Origin of the sequence: Acinetobacter sp. 243_ASPC (assembly GCF_001054715.1) — a bacterium.
Lineage (GTDB): Bacteria > Pseudomonadota > Gammaproteobacteria > Pseudomonadales > Moraxellaceae > Acinetobacter > Acinetobacter soli.
Genome location: NZ_JVOR01000008.1, coordinates 1 through 19,848, shown reverse-complemented (window position 1 = coordinate 19,848; position 19,848 = coordinate 1). Strand labels below are relative to the sequence as shown.

Genomic DNA, 19,848 nt, shown 5'->3' with positions numbered 1-19,848 from the left:
TCGTAGAGGTCTCCAGTTCGAGTCTGGATATGCCTACCAAGATAAAACAAGGGTTTACAAGCAATTTCAATGACTTGTAAGCCCTTTTTTTATTGTCTGGCGTTTGTGATTTTGATTAAAATGACAACAAAATTGCAGAAATAAACAATAAATTGCACCAAGATTGCACCAAGAAGAGGATGAATGAAGCTCTTAATCAAAAAGTAAATGATCTGGGGTCTTTAAATTTGCTATCATTTCAATTTCACAGACGTTTTTAAACCGCTTATACAATGACAACTAGAGTATATCTTAACCTAACTCATTCATCTGGTACTAAAAGCGCTGATAGCCGTAATCAAAAAGAAAAGTTTATCGATTATTGTGAGAATAAATACTTATCTAAGCAAGAATTCAATCTTGGAATAAAACAATCTGAGCTTACTCTTGAGGAAAAAATTGAAAAACAAAAATGTTTTGATGCTGTTAACTTAAAATTTCCTCCAGAATATTACTTTTCCTTAGGGCTTATCATATTACCTTTTTTATTTTTTTCATTTTTAATGATTAAAGGATCCTTAGCTATAAAAAGATCTCACAAAAGTACTTCTTTCCATTCTAAAAAACAATTTGGGATGATTTTTAAAACTTTCATTGCTGTAATATTAACCATTACATTTTGGGTTTTTCTAGTGATGTTATACAACATGTATTTAAATCAAAAATATTCATTCTAAATGAATGTTTGAGATGTAAAAGTTGTATTCATCTCCCCCATATAAGAGGGAGTTCATTATGAATACTCAATAAAAATCTTTAACTTACATCCACAATCACGAAATACTTTTTGACTTGCTCTACCACTTCAAAACGACCCTGAAAGTTTGGGGGAATAATGCCCGCTTCACCGGCAGCAACCTCGATAAATTGCTCTGATTGAGCATCATGAATGCGTACTTTTCCGTGAATAACGCTAAAAAATTCTTGTTTATGCGGACTGAACTGAATATTCCATGACCCAACTTCACATTCCCAGATACCACAGTTCATTACGGGATGTTGATAAAGATCATAGGTTAGGCGCTTCGGATTGCCACTGACTAAACGGTCAGGTCGCGGATAGTCTACACTTACATTAGCAACAGTTTGGCCAGAGCCTGCCAAATAAATAGATGACATAACGTTCCCCAAAGAAATTTTTGAAATTATACGTCTAATTGATACGGTCTGATTATTATTTTTGAATATTCAATTAAAATTAGTTTAATATGATCATAACTAAAATATCAAGATGATAATTTTAAATGGTATGCGTTCTCATTTTATAATGATTTTTAGTTAAAATATGATGAATCGTTAACAAGGTTTTAAAATCATATTTTATTTAAGTATTTAATTTTTATGAAATTTTATTTATCTTAAAATTAGCTTAATTACAAAAAAATATAATCACACTGAGTATTTTTTTAGTTTTCCTAAGAATCTCTTCATTTTTCATTTTGATACTAAGTTTATCGAATATTTGGAATATTCAAATGAGCCTAGTATTTAAAGAACACTTTCCAATTGAAGTGAAAGATAAAAAAGCACAACTCAATATGTTTTGTGTGGACGAAGCTCATCCACTCAGATCACAGTGTGAACTGTTTGTACAAGATCGTTTTCGTGCCATTTATGCAGCTGAAATTTATCAGTTCATGCCAGTCTTTTTGGCAGTGTTTGATTGCAATATGCACTGTCAAGCTGTCGTAGGAATTCGATTAGCTGCGACTCACACACTCTTTCTGGAGCAATACTTAGATAAACCAATCGAGCAAATGATCAATGACAAAACTGGTCGTGTGTTTACGCGTGAGCAGGTAATTGAAGTTGGGAATTTGTCGGGTATCCATCATGGTAGTTCGCGTTTAATTATCGGCTTTCTCACATGGATACTGGCACAGAATCATTTTAAATGGGTGAGTTTTACAGGGCATCACCATCTCATTAACAGCTTCAAAAAGTTGGGTCTATCTTTGCTTGATTTAAGAGATGCCGACCCCGAGCGACTGGAAGATGGTTATGAGCATTGGGGAAGTTATTACAGCCATCATCCGCATGTATTTGCAGCAGATGTTATGCAATGTGCGTTTAATTTAAATCAGCTCAATATCTTTAATGCAATGGGTTTGGAAGCACTTCGTGAGGATATCGATCATGTTGCCTAAACTAACCGAGTTTAAATCCAGATTGCAGCAATTGAGCTTGAGTGCTCCAAATGTGGTTGCACTTCGTGATCAGGATCAAGAGATCACCTATAAAATGCTTTGGTCGGAAATTCAAGCCAGACAAACACAATTGACACAGCTGTCAACTCGTATGGTGGCTTTGTTTTTAGAAAACTCAGTCGATTTATTACTCTGGGATTTAGCTTTACTTTTTGCTGACATTCCCACCATATTATTGCCTCCATTTTTTACCCATTCACAGCTGCAATATTGTCTTGAAATTTCTCAAGCCGATCTAATTATTACTCAGTCTGATTTTATTTTAGAGGGTCAGGCGAGCTATGAAAAACAGCAGGGGTACTGGCGTTTAAAAGCACCTCTACACATTGCGTTACCAGAAACAACTCAAAAATTAACCTTTACGTCGGGCACTACGGGTCAACCCAAAGCTGTGTGTTTAGGAAGTGAACAAATTCTAACAGTCGCGCAATCACTCTGCCATGCGATTGCTTCATCTCAGCCTGAATCACATTTAGCCCTAATGCCGCTAGCGGTGTTACTTGAAAATATCGGCTGCTATGCCATTTTAATGCGTGGCGGCAGCATCCAGTTGGCCAAAGCAGCCGAACTAGGATTACGCGGCGCAAGTAGTGTTGATATACAAACTTTCGCAAAATTTATTCAAAGTTCACAGCCACAGAGTCTGATTTTAGTTCCTCAGTTTCTTGCTTTGCTGGTCGAAGCCGTTTCCACCAAACTCATTCGCGCTGAATGCTTTCGGTTTATTGCGGTTGGCGGTGGGCATGTCAATCCAGAATTGCTCAAGAAAGCCAATAAACTTCAATTACCTGTCTATCAAGGCTACGGACTTTCAGAGTGTGCTTCAGTCGTAGCGTTAAATACACCAGAAGCGAATCGTGCAGGGAGCGTGGGTAAACCCTTACCGCATGTACAGGTCAAAATTGCTGAAGACGGCGAAATTTTAGTGGCCAATAACCGCTGCCTTGGCTATCTGAATCATCCACAAATGCCAGACCCATACTGGTCGACAGGTGATTTAGGACATCTTGACCAAGATGGCTTTTTATACATTCGTGGTCGTAAAAAACATCAGTTTATTACCAGTTTCGGTCGTAATGTTAATCCTGAATGGGTCGAAGCACTTTTAAGCCAGACGGGCGTCGTGGGGCAAGCTTTTGTTTATGGTGAAGCTTTACCAGAAAACTACGCGCTGCTATGGCCGGTGAATACAGCCATTACCAACGAACAGATCGATCAGATTATTCAACATGCCAATCATCAGTTGCCTGATTATGCTCAGGTCAAACACTGGGTTCGGCTTACAGAACCCTTTAGTCCCAACAATCAACTTGCCACTGCAAATGGCCGATTGCGTCGCGATGAAATCGCACGTCGTTTTCAACATGTTTTTTCTGCTTAAAGGAATCTACTATGCAATTTTTTCAACAACTTCAAAATGCAACCGCTCAGGAAAGACAGAAACTTTTTTCAACCTCCCTGATTGAAGATGCGTTAAATAGTCGTTTGTCACTTGAACAGTACTGTGCATTTTTAAGCCAGGCCTATCATCATGTGCGCTTTACAGTACCCCTCATGATGGCCGCAGGCGCACAACTTCCAGAGCGTCTGTCTTGGTTGCAACCTGCCATTTGCGAATATATTGAAGAAGAAGCAGGGCACGAGCAGTGGATTTTAAATGACCTCAAAGCTTGCGGTGTAGATCCAGAGATTGTGAAAAATAGCCGCCCGTGTCAGCCAATCGAATTGATGGTGGCATTTTTATTTGATCAGGTTAGACGCGTCAACCCTATTGCGCTGTTTGGTATGGTTAATGTGCTTGAAGGCACTAGTGTGTCAGTGGCCACCGAAGCAGCAGAGAAAATTCAGCAACATCTAAACTTACCGAATAAAGCATTTAGCTACTTAAAGTCGCACGGTAGTTTAGATATTTCGCACATGCAAAATTTTGAAAAACTCATGAACAGTGTGACCGACGAAAAAGATCAACAAGACATTATTCATTGTTCAAAAGTCGTGTTCTCGTTATATACCCAGATGTACGAGCAAGTTCCAGCGCTCGGTCTGCGATTCGCTGCATAAAAGAGGAGTGACAGGGATGCAATTATCGAATGCACATGTGGTACTAACCGGTGCAAGTGGGGGAATCGGACTTGCCCTCTGTGATGCACTTTGTAAAGAAGGCGCTAAAGTTTTGGCGATTGCGCGAAATACACAGGCTTTATCGTCTTTGCAGCAAAAATATACGGGGCAAATCAAAGTCCTGCGTGCAGATTTACTCAATTTTGAAGATCTAAACAAGGTCATTCAGACTGCTCAGCAAATTGATGGCTTAAATCTGCTGATCAATGCCGCGGGAGTAAATTGCTTTGCTACTTTAGATCATCAAACACCTGAGCAAATTCAGAAACTGGTGCATTTAAATGTCACTGCGCCCATGAGCTTAACAGCAGGTTTGATTTCAAAATTAAATGCAGGTGGTCAGGCCAAGATTGTCAATGTTGGTTCCATCTATGGCTCATTGGGTTTTGCAGGATACACCACTTATTGTGCCACTAAATTTGCCTTAAGAGGCTTCTCGGAAGCACTTAGACGAGAGCTTGCAGATAGCAATATTCAGGTACTTTATGTGGCGCCACGCGCGACCCAGACCACCATGAACAGTCAGGCAGCTATGGATTTGATGAAGGCGATGGGAAGCAAGGCAGACAGTCCAGAACTGGTGGCTAAAGTGATCGTGCAATCCATTTTGCAAGACAAACAAACCATCTACATTGGTTGGCCTGAACGTGGTTTTGTCATGATGAATTCGATCATGCCGCATGTGATTGATCAGGGCGTGCGTAAGCATCTCACGTTGATTCATCAATTAGGACACTGAGTTATATATAGGCACTCAAGGTTTTGTGATCAAACAAAGCCTTTTTTGTTTTACTCAATTGTTAAAAAATTGCGATGGAATGTTATTTTCAAAACGATTAAATACTAAGTAATTGAAATTTAATATGATTGATTGGTACTAAAAAAGGACGTTAAACTGATTAAATATTGACCGTTTTGTATTTCAGTGCTAATGTTAGTACAAGGTCAACATATTCTTCCTGACTTCAAGGATAACTTAGTCAGGTGAACACAGATATGTAAGCCTGAATACGACTGCGTTAAACATCAGAATATTAGCGCCGTAACGCTGATATTACATGTTGCTGAAAAGCCCGTTAAGCGGGCTTTTTTAATGGTTTTTTTTAAATATTTTAAATAAAAAAACCGCCCAAATGGGCGGCTTTTTCTGTGGGTAAATTAGATTTTACCAACAAGGTCGATAGAAGGAGCAAGTGTTGCTTCGCCTTCTTTCCATTTAGCTGGGCATACTTCACCTGGGTGAGCGTGAACGTATTGCGCTGCTTTTACTTTACGAAGAAGTTCTTGAGCATCACGACCGATACCACCTGCGTTGATTTCAACGATTTGGATTTTACCTTCTGGGTCGATCACGAATGTACCGCGGTCAGCAAGACCAGCAGATTCGATTAACACGTCAAAGTTTTTAGAAAGCGTCCAAGTTGGATCGCCTACTAATGGGTATTGGATTTTTTTGATTGCTTCTGAAGTGTCGTGCCAAGCTTTGTGTGTGAAATGCGTGTCAGTAGAAACACCATAAATTTCAACACCAAGGTTTTTGAATGCTTCGTAGTTGTCAGCCAAATCTTCTAATTCTGTTGGGCAAACAAAAGTAAAGTCTGCAGGATAGAAGAATACAACAGACCATTTGCCTTTAAGATCGGCTTCAGTGACTTCAACAAATTGACCTTGATGGTAAGCTGTTGCTTTAAATGGTTTAACTTCAGTATTAATTAAGCTCATCAATTTCTCCATATATCATGAATGAGATGTTATCGTTAACTTTAAAACTTAAAATAGAATAAAGAACTTTGACTTATTGGGGAAATAGTATTTTTGCATAAACAATATCGGAAAAATGAATTGAGTATACAATTGCCTAAGATTTCTCCATCCGATCGGTATTACAACTCTAGGCAAGTTGTATGATCGTTCTATGACAGCCTTCAGCACGCCGCATTCTTGTTTGTATTGAGGCGTATGTGATTAATTTCAAGCGCATTCACAAAAAAAGAAATAGACTGAATGACTTTCGTTCATGCATATTCCCGCGTAAAATGGACGATCTATTGAAAATGATTAGGAATACTTATCTGTGCATAGTGGTTTAGATGTAGATCAAATGGTTATGGTGCGTGACCGACATCGCTTAAATCGACTAGGCAAGGGTAAAGATAAAAATCCAGAGCAATATCAGTCTTTATTTGAGAAATCCAATGCTCAAGTCAAAGCACGCCTAGCACGTTTACCCAACATTAAACTGAATCAGGATCTGCCAGTTACCCAATATGCAGACCAATTGATTGCAGCAATTCAAAAACATCAGGTGATTATTGTAGCCGGTGAAACCGGTTCAGGAAAAACCACACAGTTACCTCAAATTGCTATGCTGGCTGGTCGTGGTCTTACTGGCATGATTGGTCATACGCAGCCGCGTCGTTTGGCAGCACGTAGCGTATCTCAGCGTATTGCAGAAGAAGTGGGCGAAAAGCTAGGCGAATCAATCGGTTTTAAAGTGCGGTTCAATGAGCAAGGTTCGAATGATTCCATCGTGCGCCTCATGACAGACGGTATCTTACTGGCTGAGTTGGGACATGACCGCTTTTTAAATAAATACGACACCATCATCATCGATGAAGCGCATGAGCGTTCATTGAATATCGACTTTATTATGGGTTATCTCAAACAAATTTTGAGCAAACGCCCTGATCTAAAAGTCATCATTACTTCGGCAACGCTAGATGTAAACCGTTTTAGTGCTTATTTTAATCATGCACCCATTTTTGAAGTGGAAGGTCGAAGCTTTCCGGTTGAAGTCCGTTATCGCCCAATTTCTGAGCTAAGTATTGGCAGTAGTGATGACGATGAGTTTGATGATTTTGAAGAGAATTTACCGCGTGCAGTGGTACAGGCAGTCGAAGAATGCTTTGCCGATGCCGAAGAAAAAGGCCATCCACAGCATGCAGATATCCTGATTTTTTCAAGTACTGAACAGGAAATTCGAGAGTTACAAGAAACATTAGAAAAATATGGCCCGAAGCATACCGAAATTTTGCCGCTATACGCTCGTTTGGGTTTAAGCGAACAACAAAAGATTTTTACGCCGGGAAATAAAGGCCGTCGAATTATCATTTCGACCAACGTTGCCGAAACCGCGCTGACTGTACCCAACATTCGCTATGTCATCGATAGCGGCTTTGCGCGAATTTCGCGCTATAACTATCGCTCTCGTGTACAGCGCTTACCCATAGAAGCCATTTCACAAGCCGCAGCAAATCAGCGTAAAGGACGCTGTGGTCGTATTGCGCCGGGTGTATGTATTCGTCTATACAGCGAAGAAGATTTTACTAGCCGTCCGGCCTTTACTGAGCCTGAAATTAAACGAACCAATTTGGCTTCGGTTATTTTACAGATGCAAAGCTTGGGATTGGGGCGCGTTGAAGAATTTGATTTCATTGAACCGCCAGACCATCGTTTAGTCAATGACGGACGCAAGCTGTTGGTCGAGCTGGGCGCGTTTAATGAACAAAAAGCCACACTGACTCAAGTTGGGCAAATCATGGCACGCATGCCGATCGATCCGCGTTTGGCGCGTATGATTGTCGGCGGTTCTCACTTTGGCGTATTGAACGAAATTTTGGTGGTGGTGAGTGCGCTCGCGGTACAAGATCCGCGTGAGCGTCCTGCCGACAAACAAATGCAAGCCGATCAGAAACATGCGTTGTTTCGTGAAGCTGACTCTGACTTTTTGTTTTATCTTAAACTCTGGGATACCTTAAAAAATAGCCCGGAAACATCGAGTGAAAATAAACGTCGTCATTTTGCTCGTCAGCATTTTCTGAGCTGGTTACGTTTGCGCGAGTGGAAGCAAACCCATGCACAGTTGGTCGATCTGGCAAAAGGCTTAAATTTATCTTTTAATGAAAAAACTGCCACCTATGAAAATTTGCATCGCGCACTGCTAACAGGCTTGCTGTCGTTTATTGCCAATAAAACCGATGAACGAAACATTTATATGGCTGTGCGCCAGCAAAAAGCCAAAGTGTTTCCAGCGAGTACGCTGCACAAATCGAATACGGTATGGGTCATGGCCTTCGAAATGGTCGAAACCTCACAGGTGTATTTAAGAACTTTGGCCAAAATCGATCCGGAATGGATATTGCTTGCGGCACGAGATTTACTGAAATATCACTACTACGAGCCACACTGGTCGAAAAAAACAGGCTTGGTACAAGCTTATGCACAAATTTCGCTGTTTGGCCTGATTGTAGAGCCAAAGCGGCTGGTCAATTTCGAAAAAGTCGATCATCCTGCTGCGCGTGAAATTTTTCTACGTGATGCACTCACGACTGGCAATTTAGGCATCACGCCACCATTTTTAAAGCATAATTTACTTAAGCTCGAAGAAGTTGAGCGAGTTGAAGACAAGTTGCGTCGCCGTGATTTAGTGGTTGATGAAGAAACGGTCTATCAATTTTATGCCGAACGTGTTCCTGCCGAAATAGCAAGTCGACGTAGTTTTGAAGACTGGCGTGCAACGGTTGAACCCAAACAGCCCCGTTATTTGTTTATTGATGACGATGCGCTCTGGCAAAATGATCGACCAACCACGCAACAATTTCCGGATTATTTGCAAAATGGTGAACTTCGTCTGGCTACCAGTTATCGTTTCGATCCGAGTCATGATGAAGACGGTGCAACGGTTAAAATTCCAGTGCAGGCACTGCCACAAGTGGATGAAAATCGTTGGTCTTGGGGGATACCGGGTTGGCGTCTGGATTTAATCGAAGCTTTGCTTAAGTCTTTGCCTAAAGACAAGCGTCGTCATTTGGTTCCCATTCCCGATACAGCCAAAAAACTGATGCAATCAGTTGATGCTGTCCATTTAAATCAGCATATTTTTAAATTTTTGGCTTTTGCACTTCGTGGCGAAGAGATCACTGAAAAAGATTTCTCTTTTGAGCGAATTGAGCAGTATCTGGTGCCGTTTATTGTGGTGACCGATGAAAAAGGGCGTATTCTTGAAAAAGGACGCGACCTTGCTGAACTCAAAGCGCGTTGTCGTACCGAAACTCATCGTCCGGTGAAACAGTTGAAAGGCGAGTTTCAACAATTTCCTGACAACTTCGTATTTGAAGCATCGCAGAAAGTAACGGGTGTGGTGGTAAAGCAGTATCAGGCCTTGGTACCTGCTAAAGCTTTTACTGCACTCGAGCAAAAAGATGAATCTGGCGTGGTCATTCAAACCTTTAACGATCAGCATGAAGCGATTAAGCAGCATCGTGAAGGTGTGATTCGCCTGATTCATATGCAGTTGGGGGATTTAACTCGCCAGTTGAAAAAGCAGATTTCCAAACCGCTTTTCTTGGCCTATTCACCTTTGGGTGAAAAAGCCAAACTCGAGCAAATGCTGGTGTATGCGACACTTCAGCTCAGCATCGATACCTTACCAGTCAATAAGGCTGAGTTTGAAGCACTGCTTAAACAGGTCAAACAGCAGTTCTTAACGCATGGACAGCAGGCTTTAGAAGTGATTTCCGATATCTTTGTTCAGTGGCAAGACATTCGTCGTCAACTGATGATGCTGGATGGCGATATTTTTGGTCGTAGCATTGACGATATTGAAGATCAGCTGGATTTAATGCAGCTTAGCGACTTTGTGTATACGCAAGGGTCAGAGGTTTGGCTTGAATATCCACGTTATTTAAAAGCATTATTAATGCGTTTAGATCGTTTACCCAATAATTTAAAGCGTGATGAGTCGGCCATTGCCGATGTTGACCCTTGGATGGATAAGCTCTTTAAGTTTAAGCACAAACCTGAACTTAAAGAGATTTATTTTATGGTTGAAGAACTGAGAATCTCATTGTTTTCACAACCTATGAAAACTAAGATGCCAGTGTCATCATCACGTCTGCAAAAAGCTTGGCAGCGTTTAGGAATTCAATAATCCCCGCATTCTCATAAGGAGTTTTACATGGGCGTACGTATTACCGGTACAGGTTTGTACCATCCAGCCGAATCGATTAGTAATCAAGAACTGGTCGAAAGTCTTAATGCCTATGTAGAACAGTATAATCAGGACAATGCTGAGAAAATCGCTGCGGGTGAGTTGCCAGAGCGTTTAGGCTCAAGTGCTGAGTTTATTGAGAAAGCATCAGGGATTCAGCGCCGTTACGTGATTGAAAAATCAGGTGTACTTGATCCATCACGCTTGCGCCCACGCCTTGAAGAACGTACCGATGACGAGCTTTCGATTCAAGCCGAATGGGGCATGTGGGCAGCAAAGGATGCCATGACCAATGCGGGGGTAGTTCCGGAAGATATCGATGTCGTGATTTTGGCATGCTCTAATTTGCAGCGTGCCTATCCGGCAGTTGCTGTAGAAATACAGACGGCGCTCGGGATCGAAGGATATGCCTATGATATGAATGTGGCATGTTCGGCGGCAACGTTTGGCTTAAAACAGGCATATGATGCCATTAAGTCTGGCGCGCGCCGTGTGCTACTGGTCAATGTTGAAATTACTTCAGGCCATACCGACTATCGTTCACGCGATTGTCACTTTATTTTTGGTGATGTTGCTACGGCATCGATTATTGAGGACACCGAAACTAAAAATGGGTTTGAAATTTTAGATATCCATTTGTTTACCCAGTTTTCCAATAATATTCGCAACAACTTCGGCTTTTTAAATCGAAGCGAAGATGCGGTACGTGATGACAAGCAGTTCCGACAAGATGGCCGTAAAGTATTTAAGGAAGTGTGTCCTTTGGTGGCAAAAATCATCAGTACACAACTTGAAAAAAACCAAATTGAAGCTGAGTCGATCAAGCGTTTCTGGTTGCATCAGGCTAATCTGAACATGAATCAGCTAATTGCCAAACTGGTATTGGGTAAAGATGCTGAACCTGAGCGCACACCTATTATCTTAGATGAATTTGCCAACACGTCATCTGCGGGAGTAATGATTGCGCTGCATCGTACGGGTCATGAGGTCGAATCAAATGAATATGGCGTAATATGTTCATTTGGTGCGGGTTATTCTGTTGGATCGATCTTGGTTCAAAAGCGACTAGCAAGCTAATTATTAGCGCATAAAAAATCCCGCCGATGCGGGATTTTTTATGCGCTAAGCGTTACTGAATAAAAGCTTTAACGCTGATGAGTGTACGATAAATGCCCCAGAGTAATGGAATACCCACCGCTAACCATGCCAACACCACCAGTAACAGGTGGTTGTTACTTGCAGTACTCGATTCAGTCGGAATCGCACTAGATACTTGTTGATTTTCATGATGTTTTTCGGCACTTTTTTGCTCGGCTTCAAGTTCGGCTGGCGTCATGAAATACTTGGGATTGACCGGACGAATACATAGATTACAAATTAAACCCACAATTAATAAGCCTGCCAAAATAAACATGGTCTGGTTATAGACTTGGCTCGCTGCAAGGCCTAAACCAAGTTGATAGTCACGCATATTATTGACAATCACAGGCCCTAAAATACCGGCGGTAGCCCATGCGGTGAGTAATCGACCATGAATTGCGCCAACCATTTGGGTGCCGAATAAATCGGCCAGATAAGCCGGAACTGTAGCAAATCCACCTCCGTACATACTGATGATGATACAGATCGCCCCAACAAATAACAGCTTACTTTCCATTTGCGCTGCAAACGGTACAAAAGCGTACAAAGCCGCACCTAAAATAAAAAATACGCTATAGGTGGCTTTACGCCCGATACGATCGGATAAACTGGCCCACGCAATCCGACCCCCAATATTAAATAGACTCAGCAATGCAGTGAAGCCGGCAGCGATTGCTGCAATAGTTTTGAGCTGATCTTGACTAAGTTCTGAAAATTTTAAAGGTAGCCCAATTAACTGACCCGCAAAAACCTCCTGAAGCATGGGTGAAGCCATGCCAATCACGCCAATCCCCGCGGAAACGTTCATGCAGAGTACCGCCCAGACCAGCCAGAACTGAGGGATGCCCCAGATCTTTTTAACATGCACATGTTGTTTGGTAATAAATGCATTTTGCTGCATTTTGGCGCTCGGTTCCCAACCTGCAGGTTTCCAGTTTTGTGCCGGAATTCGGTAAGTTAGAGCACCCGCAACCATAAATACAAAATAGATCAGCGCCATGCAAACAAAAGTCGCTGCCACGCCCACATTGGTTGGTGTTGAAAAGTGTGCCATTAATTCGACTGCAAGAGGTGAACCAATCATGGCACCGCCACCAAAGCCCATAATCGCCAAGCCTGTTGCCAAACCGCGGCGATCGGGGAACCATTTAATTAGTGTACTGACGGGGGAGATATAACCCAAACCCAAGCCAATTCCGCCAATCACGCCTGATCCTAAAAGCATCAACCAGAACTGATGTAAATGAATGCCGAGCGCAGAAATCAGCATGCCGCCACACCAGCACAGCGCACTAATCAGTCCAGCCTTTCGTGGGCCAACGCGCTCTAACCATCCCCCCCCAGATTGCAGCGGAGCTCCCCAGCAAAACAAAAAACAGCGTATACATCCAGCCGAGCGTCGAGATTTTCCAGTCACAAGTGGTAATAAACAATTGCTGAAAAAAGCCGACATCGGCAGCACAAGCGACAGGATCTTCAATTCCAATTGCTTTGGAGAGCGGTAGCCAGAACACCGAAAATCCATAGGCCATACCAATACACAGATGAATGGCAAGAGCGGCAGGAGGGACGAGCCAGCGATTAAAATCTGGCTTTGCAATGATTCTTTGCTTAGAAAGAAAGGGGGGCTGAGCGCCAGAGGTTGAATCTGTTGTTGCCATAACGTGATTTCCCTATTTTATTTGCTTCGATATACGTCATAGTTTGGCCTTTGTCGATGATTATTTATTGAGCTCTGATTGAAAATCTGGTTGTTAGTATCGACAAATCTTAAAATTTTTTGGCGCAGACATGGAGTAGACGATTTTTCCATCATACAGGGAGTTTAAAAATAAGGAATCTTAAAAATATTGAGAATGTGATTCTATTTAGAGTCGTAAGAATTCATCAAAATTATTATAAATTAATGTTTTAAACTATTTTTTTTATCAAGATATAAAAATTAGATCAAGAATAATCAAAAAAACAATGATGAATATCGCGGCGTAGTGAAATGAGTACCGCTAAACCCAAATGATGTCGATTTTCCTTACTTAACTCATCATCCCACAATCAAGGCATCATTCTAAATGAATAAAGTATCTAATTTGCCTAAAAAAGCAACTAACTCAATGAAATTATAAAGAAAAAATTGACAATATAACAACAAAGTGTAAAGTTTTGTTTCTAAATTTTTACAACATGTAATCATTGAGTTTGAAATGAAAAAAACATTAATTGCGTCTTTATTGGCAGTCACTGCAACGTTCACAGGATGTGCAACCATTATTACGGGTTCAACCCAAACGATGTCATTTAAAAGCGTACCAGAAATTGCAACGATCACGATCACCAATAAAAAAGGTGAAAAAGTGCATATGGGACAAACTCCTGCGACTGTAACTCTCAAAAAAAGCGCCGGTTTTTTCCAGCCTGAAAACTATCAAGTCTCATTTTCTAAAGATGGATATCAAACTCAAACCATGCAAGTCAAGTCACGCTTAAATGGCTGGTATTTCGGTAATATTATTTTTGGTGGTCTGATTGGAATATTGGTTGTAGATCCAATGACTGGCGCCATGTTTACTTTAAGCCCTAAAGATGTGAATGCAGTATTGGCAAGTAATGGCATTGATACTGCAAAAAATGAAAAAACACTTGCAGTGATTTTAAAACAAAATGTGCCTGAACAGGTAATGGCACGTTCAACCAAACTAAACTGATACAAGATACCCGCCTTCGAGCGGGTATTTTTTATGAATCAATTGAGAGTTGTTTAAACAAGTTACTATAAATCGAGTAGTGTTAGATGAAAAGTCATCTTATACTCAAGCTTTTAAGCCACTCACATCATGATGAAACGTCATAGTCTCGCGCTTTTGCTCCTTAGTTTATCGCTTACTGCATGTGATCGTTCACCAGAACAACCTGAGCCAAAGACATCGGCAGATCATGTATCGAGCGCAGTGCATTCGGCCTCTGCACCGATGCGCAGCTCCGAAGCTGTTCAAGCACAAAAGGCGCCAAAAGCAATTAACTATCAGGCCCAGTTTGAACAATCGGACAAACAAATTAGTCATTTTATGGACTTGCTCGACAATCCCAATACTTCGCAAACCCAGCGCGTCCAGATTTTGTGCGTCGATTGGCCCAATGTTTATAAATCTGAATACATACCGGCGCTGGTTCATTTAAAGCCAAATCAGTTTAATGAAACCAAATTGTTGGCAGAGCTCAAAACCGCGACGGATTACTACAAAGAAGGTTCAGGAATTGTATGTAAGTAACTTGGCACGGCACTGGTAGCTCGTTAAATGAGTTGAGTTCAATTTTAATTTTACTGAGTGATTAATACTGCCAGTAAAGTGGGGTGCCATAAATCTCGCTAAAGTAATCGATGACTGCACGAACATTCAGGGGTGGATGGCGTGCATTTGGATAAATTGCCGCAATGTATTGAGGTTGGGATTTAATCGAGACTTCATGCGGTTGAAGTAATTGAACTAAATCACCTGACTTTAACGCTTCTCCAATGAGCCAATCTGGGAACATGACAATACCCAGACCATCAAGTGCTGCACGCATAAGGCTCTCAGCATTATTCGATGTCATGAGTGCATGGACTGGTAATTGAGTCCATGCGCCATCTGCTTCTTTAATTAACCAGCGATTTGGCCCTTCAAACCCTTTATAAACAAGCGCTTTATGCTCTAACAACTGCGCAGGTTGTTGAGGTTGTCCGTATCCGCATAAATATTCAGGTGATGCCGCAAGATAATATTTTTGTGCACCAAATACTCGCGCGTGTAAAGATGAATCGTTGAGTACGCCTATACGAAAAACCAGATCGGTGCTGTCTCTAAATGGATCGATATATTCGTCGGTTTGAATCAGCTCAATCGAAAGTTTTGGATAACGCTTACAGAGGCCTGTCAACCATGGTGCAATATGTCGTTGACCAAAAAATACAGGCGCATTAATTCGAATGAGACCAGATGGCTCAACAGTCTTATCTTGTAAAGCTTCTTGAGCTTCGTCAAACTGATTGAGAATACGCTTGGCATATTCATAAAACAAATGACCCGATTCCGTGGGGGTAATTGCCCGTGTATTACGATAAAAAAGTTGCTGCTCCAGTGCATTTTCAAGCTGTTGAATGGTTCTTGAAATTAATGATGCTGAAACCACTTCTTTTCTGGCAACAGTAGAAAAATTTTGCGCATCATACACCTGAACAAATAAACGAAGCGCACGTATATCAATAGAATGTGAAAGATTCATTTGTGCAATATTTGCAAAAGTGATTTATAAATTATGCGGTTTTTAAAATGAATTGGCTAGATTAATATGCGTTGCTTTCAATACAACGATCGGGTTAATCATGCAATTGGTCTTTGTTCTGTTAACCATTTTAGGTGGAATGGGACTGTCTGTCGAAGCTGGGTTATTAGGTCCACTGGGTGCACAAATCGGGAAGCTATGGGCAACATTCAGTATTTTTGGAGTTGGTGCAGCGCTCACATTTTTAATGATGCTGTTTCTTAGTCCGCGAAATACGCCTTCATTTTTCTCAATACCTTCTTGGCAGTTGCTTGGCGGTGTATTGGGTCCGATTTATGTGATTATTCTGACCATTACTACACCTGTGATTGGCATAGCCATGACCATGATTGGTATTTTAGCCGGACAGATTTTTAAAAGTCTGATGATTGATCACTTTGGTCTATTGGGTGTATCACATCGAAAAATCGATTCTAAACGTCTTATTGCTCTAGTTTTTATTGTGATTGCACTTATTTTGGTTGCACGAGGATAGCGAATATGATCACAACATTTATGATTCTATTGGCAGTGTTTGGTGGTGCCATGTTGAGTGTTCAAGCTGCAATTAATGGCCAACTTGGAAGCCAAGTCGGTGTGTTTAAAAGTGCGTTTTTAACCTTTTCGGTTGGTGCATTAATTACTGCCTTATTAATTTTTTATTTCGAACCCAAACATTCATGGACTTTGCTTGATGTACCTAAATGGCAATTATTAGGTGCTTTTTGTGGTGTGCCATATATTGTTGTTATGGTGCTGGCTGTACAGCGTATCGGGACCGCTGTTGCAACAGTTGCTGTGATTTTCGGTCAGTTGCTCATGAGTATGTTGATCGATAATTTTGGCTGGTTGAATAATGAAGCTTTGCCTTTTTCTATTGAACGATTCGCGGCATTAATTTGTTTGGGTATAGCGCTTTACTTTATCTACTCAAGCAGTAAAACGATGCAACCTAAGGCCGAAAAAGTATCAGACTTAAAGCCTCTTAAGTAGCGAAAAGATATCAGATATTAATTGATGAATTTCATGTTTATCATATGTTTCGTCTCTTATTTGAATCATCTATAAGTAGACATAAGTTAGAAGATGCAAAAACCCCGAAAGGGGTTTTTTAAAGTTAATTAAAATATAAAAACTTATGAAAATTGAATGAAAAATTTTATAAAAATGAGCATTAAAAATTAGGGTGAGACATAAAATTTACACTTGTAATTTGCTGATAATTTAGTCAGTTATATGAAACAGCAGCTTAATAATTTAAAAGCATCAAAATCTTGATTTTATTGAAATATTGTAACAAAAAAATTATTTTGCCAATAGCATCATTTAAATGTGTATGCTTGAAAGAGTTGTTTCGTTTGTGAGGTTCAAAATGACAGTAAAAGTAAGTATCAGAAGAATACTTTCTGAGAATTTCTTTCAAAAGAATACGACTTTTGAAAATTTAGACGATCTATTTTCAAAAGCTGGTATCACTATTTTTTCATTAGAAGATGATAAAGCGTTATCTGAAAATAAATACTTCAACTTATTTATTAAAAACAATACGTTGTATAGAGATTTTAATGACATGAAAGGTAAAGCTATTACGTTTTCAATGTTTCAAAACTTGCGATAAATAACGCCATGTGAAATTTATTATTTATTCTTATTTTTCAATTGTCTTCAAAATTTCCGGATATGACTTATATGTTCAATTTTGCTTAATTTGCTAAATATTAAGCCGAATTATAAAGCAATTAAAACGAATGAGAGTTGTATCTGAAAGCGACTTAAATTAGGTATTACTGAGAAATGGTGTTACTATAACTTTAGCCGAAATTGTTCCGATTCAGAACAAGTAGATTTGAGTTGTTAATGGACTTGCGCTCCCAAATTTTATAAAAGTAATTATTATTTTATACGAATTCAAATCTTTAACGCATTGTGTACCTAAAAGGTACACCGGTAAATAGCAGTTTGAGCAAATCAGGCTGCTATGTTGAATCAAACTAAATATGATCAATCGACACCTATGTGTCATCAAAGCTGATGTAACTGTTATAGATCTTAGGCGAGATGCCTTTAACTTATCACTATCCAAGTTGGATACATGTAAATTAATCTTTTCTGATTACAAAAGCTCATAAATATGGGTTTTATAATGAATATTATGAACGGCTGGACAACAGCCAAAGCAGTAAATGGCGACATTATTCGCGTGAATATTGTGCCATTAAAAAAAGTCCAAAGTAACTTGCATGGTCAGACCTTGGTTGAGGTGACGAAGCAAGTTGAATTAGAATCTGGTACGGTTCTGGCATTAAATTTAGATGGAAAGTCTTTCTACACCGAATTTAATAAACTCTATAAATTACAATCTAATTTTTCTATATGAAAAAATAGTGAAAGTTGAATGTGATGATCAATAAACAAGCCATTGAAATAAAATCAGTATTTAATCTCGTTTACTATGCAAATGACGTTTTGCAAAATTTTGAGGTAGATATTGCAAGTGTCATGACTAAAGGGCATGTGGATAACAGTAAAGTGCTCTGGCTCGCATTAAACAATCATGAGCCTGGTACTGCTGTAAAAATATTAAAAACCAAATGATAGCTGTATGGTTAAAAAATAGATAAAAAAGCTCATAATATGAGCTTTTTTATTATATATATCTTATTTTATTCATTTTAGTGACCTCAATGACTTTATATATTTTATGATTAAAAATGAGTCCATCATGTACTTTTACTCGATCCATAAAACTCCAGAGCTCAAATGGACAAAACTCATTATTGTCTTCAAAAATCCATAACCATTCATTTGTTTCGTAAAGAAGTTCTTTATTAAATTGAATATCTTTTACTTTGATGATTTTTCTGATGAAATTATTTGCATCTTGAATCGTGATTTTATAATTAATCATGGTAGACCTAGACATAAGGTATCCTTTTGGCCTAAATTGAGATTAATTAATTTATTTAAATAGTTAAATTTATTTCAATTAAAATATTTATAACTTAATTAGTTAATTAAAAAATAGGAAGGTGATAAGAAAATTATTTTACATTGAAATTCGGATGAGGAATCATCCGAAAATAAATATAAAATTAATGCATTTTAAAATTCGACTATAACATATAATTGTTAATGTGATAGAAAATATTTTTTTAATGATATTTTTAAGGTTTTAATTTTCATCGGTTTTTGAGTAATCGTATTTTATTTTTGTAAGTATATATATCAAATAAGCATATACTTGATGTGGTTTTTAGGGTAGTATAGAGTCTAGCTAGAGAAATGAAACAATTAGTTAAACCTTTTAAAGTATCGAAGTTTTATTCATAATCCTCCGTTTTTTAGATTCTTGAGCTTAATTTGTTAAATTTTCAAAGTTATATCGGTCAAATTTTATTTGGCAATTTACTATTAAAAATATAGGGTAAGATTATGTCTAACACAGTTACTGGAACCGTTAAATGGTTTAACGAAACTAAAGGTTTTGGCTTTATTCAACCAGATTCAGGTCCTGACGTTTTTGCACATTTCAAAGAAATTGCAAGCTCAGGTTTCAAAACGCTTCATGAAGGTCAGCGTGTATCATTTAGCATCGTTGAAGGCCAGAAAGGTCCAAGCGCTGTCAATATTGTTGCTCAATAAGTAACAATTAAAAAAAAGCACTTTCGGGTGCTTTTTTTATTGCTGAATTTTAGACTTTTTCTCGATCAGATGATGCTAACTCAGCCCTTTGTGTATTCTGAATCCATATCATTTCATCATTGAACAAAGCTATTCTTTGAAACACTGATGATTTGGTTGCTTAGAATTTTACAAGACAGTCTATTAAGAAATACTGTTTATGAGGGAAGTGTTGTCAAGTTTATACTCTATATCATAGAAATTAATTAAACTCTTTAAGCCAACTTGGCAGCAATTTTATTATCAGTGCGTATATAAAATTCTTAGACAAAAAAAAGTCATACAACATTGAATGTTATATGACCTGTAAATCCAAATTTAAAAATTTTGGAGCGGGAAACGAGACTCGAACTCGCGACCCCAACCTTGGCA

At 39.3% G+C, this 19,848-nt stretch carries 19 protein-coding genes and 1 pseudogene; 15 read left to right on the top strand and 5 right to left on the bottom strand.

All coding sequences use genetic code 11. The features are described 5' to 3' along the window. The first annotated feature begins 272 nt into the window (after positions 1–272). The gene (locus ADA42_RS01040; RefSeq protein WP_004947816.1) at positions 273–716 is read left to right on the top strand and encodes a hypothetical protein; all 444 of its coding nucleotides are present in this window, start codon (positions 273–275) and stop codon (positions 714–716) included. 79 nt (positions 717–795) lie between these two features. On the opposite strand, the gene ADA42_RS01035 is transcribed toward ADA42_RS01040, so the two are convergent. Beyond that, positions 796–1,158: a cupin domain-containing protein gene (locus ADA42_RS01035; protein ID WP_048763112.1), complete on the bottom strand. Its 363-nt coding sequence runs from the start codon at positions 1,156–1,158 to the stop codon at positions 796–798. Positions 1,159–1,514: 356 nt separating this feature from the next. On the opposite strand from ADA42_RS01035, the gene ADA42_RS01030 reads away from it, so the two are divergent. The 4 genes from ADA42_RS01030 to ADA42_RS01015 are packed head-to-tail and all read left to right on the top strand — an operon-like array spanning position 1,515 to position 5,106. Further along, entirely contained in the window at positions 1,515–2,186 is a 672-nt protein-coding gene (locus ADA42_RS01030; RefSeq protein WP_004938333.1) for a thermostable hemolysin, read from the top strand. Continuing rightward, positions 2,176–3,627, top strand: a complete 1,452-nt coding sequence (locus tag ADA42_RS01025; RefSeq protein ID WP_004947810.1) for an AMP-binding protein — start codon at positions 2,176–2,178, stop codon at positions 3,625–3,627. Before ADA42_RS01030 ends, ADA42_RS01025 begins: the two co-directional genes overlap by 11 nt. Positions 3,628–3,638: 11 nt before the next feature. Further along, positions 3,639–4,307, top strand: a complete 669-nt coding sequence (locus ADA42_RS01020; protein ID WP_004938329.1) for a TenA family transcriptional regulator — start codon at positions 3,639–3,641, stop codon at positions 4,305–4,307. Positions 4,308–4,323: 16 nt separating this feature from the next. After that, on the top strand, positions 4,324–5,106 hold the full coding sequence (locus tag ADA42_RS01015; RefSeq protein WP_004938326.1) for an SDR family oxidoreductase: 783 nt from the start codon (positions 4,324–4,326) through the stop codon (positions 5,104–5,106). Positions 5,107–5,525: 419 nt separating this feature from the next. Here the strand turns inward: ADA42_RS01015 and ahpC are convergent, their stop codons facing one another. Continuing rightward, positions 5,526–6,089, bottom strand: coding sequence for an alkyl hydroperoxide reductase subunit C (gene ahpC, locus ADA42_RS01010; RefSeq protein ID WP_004938324.1), 564 nt, complete (start codon positions 6,087–6,089; stop codon positions 5,526–5,528). Positions 6,090–6,468: 379 nt separating this feature from the next. Here ahpC and hrpA point away from each other — a divergent pair, with 379 nt between their 5' ends. Both hrpA and ADA42_RS01000 read left to right on the top strand, forming a co-directional pair. Then, a complete protein-coding gene (gene hrpA, locus ADA42_RS01005) occupies positions 6,469–10,296 on the top strand; it encodes an ATP-dependent RNA helicase HrpA (protein ID WP_243898286.1) in 3,828 nt (1,275 codons plus the stop codon). A 27-nt stretch (positions 10,297–10,323) separates the two neighbouring features. Further along, on the top strand, positions 10,324–11,433 hold the full coding sequence (locus ADA42_RS01000; protein WP_004947798.1) for a beta-ketoacyl-ACP synthase III: 1,110 nt from the start codon (positions 10,324–10,326) through the stop codon (positions 11,431–11,433). A gap of 52 nt (positions 11,434–11,485) precedes the next feature. On the opposite strand, the pseudogene ADA42_RS00995 reads toward ADA42_RS01000, so the two are convergent. After that, positions 11,486–13,157: pseudogene (locus tag ADA42_RS00995) on the bottom strand (OFA family MFS transporter). 540 nt (positions 13,158–13,697) lie between these two features. Between ADA42_RS00995 and ADA42_RS00990 the strand changes: the two are divergent. Both ADA42_RS00990 and ADA42_RS00985 read left to right on the top strand, forming a co-directional pair. Continuing rightward, positions 13,698–14,198: a hypothetical protein gene (locus ADA42_RS00990; RefSeq protein ID WP_004938316.1), complete on the top strand. Its 501-nt coding sequence runs from the start codon at positions 13,698–13,700 to the stop codon at positions 14,196–14,198. Positions 14,199–14,327: 129 nt separating this feature from the next. Then, positions 14,328–14,762: a hypothetical protein gene (locus tag ADA42_RS00985; protein WP_004947790.1), complete on the top strand. Its 435-nt coding sequence runs from the start codon at positions 14,328–14,330 to the stop codon at positions 14,760–14,762. 61 nt (positions 14,763–14,823) lie between these two features. Here the strand turns inward: ADA42_RS00985 and ADA42_RS00980 are convergent, their stop codons facing one another. Beyond that, a complete protein-coding gene (locus ADA42_RS00980; protein WP_004947788.1) occupies positions 14,824–15,756 on the bottom strand; it encodes a LysR family transcriptional regulator in 933 nt (310 codons plus the stop codon). 100 nt (positions 15,757–15,856) lie between these two features. On the opposite strand from ADA42_RS00980, the gene ADA42_RS00975 reads away from it, so the two are divergent. From ADA42_RS00975 to ADA42_RS00955, 5 genes are all read left to right on the top strand, one after another. Next, positions 15,857–16,291, top strand: a complete 435-nt coding sequence (locus ADA42_RS00975; protein WP_004947786.1) for a DMT family transporter — start codon at positions 15,857–15,859, stop codon at positions 16,289–16,291. Between the two features lie 8 nt (positions 16,292–16,299). Further along, a complete protein-coding gene (locus ADA42_RS00970) occupies positions 16,300–16,788 on the top strand; it encodes a DMT family transporter (protein WP_048763113.1) in 489 nt (162 codons plus the stop codon). A gap of 379 nt (positions 16,789–17,167) precedes the next feature. Continuing rightward, on the top strand, positions 17,168–17,413 hold the full coding sequence (locus ADA42_RS00965; protein WP_004947783.1) for a hypothetical protein: 246 nt from the start codon (positions 17,168–17,170) through the stop codon (positions 17,411–17,413). Positions 17,414–17,926: 513 nt separating this feature from the next. Continuing rightward, positions 17,927–18,172 (top strand): hypothetical protein, encoded by a 246-nt coding sequence (locus tag ADA42_RS00960; protein WP_004938295.1) that lies wholly within the window; start codon positions 17,927–17,929, stop codon positions 18,170–18,172. 23 nt (positions 18,173–18,195) lie between these two features. After that, the gene (locus ADA42_RS00955) at positions 18,196–18,390 is read left to right on the top strand and encodes a hypothetical protein (protein WP_004947782.1); all 195 of its coding nucleotides are present in this window, start codon (positions 18,196–18,198) and stop codon (positions 18,388–18,390) included. 52 nt (positions 18,391–18,442) lie between these two features. Here the strand turns inward: ADA42_RS00955 and ADA42_RS00950 are convergent, their stop codons facing one another. Further along, on the bottom strand, positions 18,443–18,718 hold the full coding sequence (locus tag ADA42_RS00950; protein ID WP_004938290.1) for a hypothetical protein: 276 nt from the start codon (positions 18,716–18,718) through the stop codon (positions 18,443–18,445). A 509-nt stretch (positions 18,719–19,227) separates the two neighbouring features. Between ADA42_RS00950 and ADA42_RS00945 the strand changes: the two genes are divergently transcribed. Continuing rightward, positions 19,228–19,437 (top strand): cold-shock protein, encoded by a 210-nt coding sequence (locus ADA42_RS00945; protein WP_004938289.1) that lies wholly within the window; start codon positions 19,228–19,230, stop codon positions 19,435–19,437. The last annotated feature ends 411 nt before the right edge of the window (positions 19,438–19,848 follow it).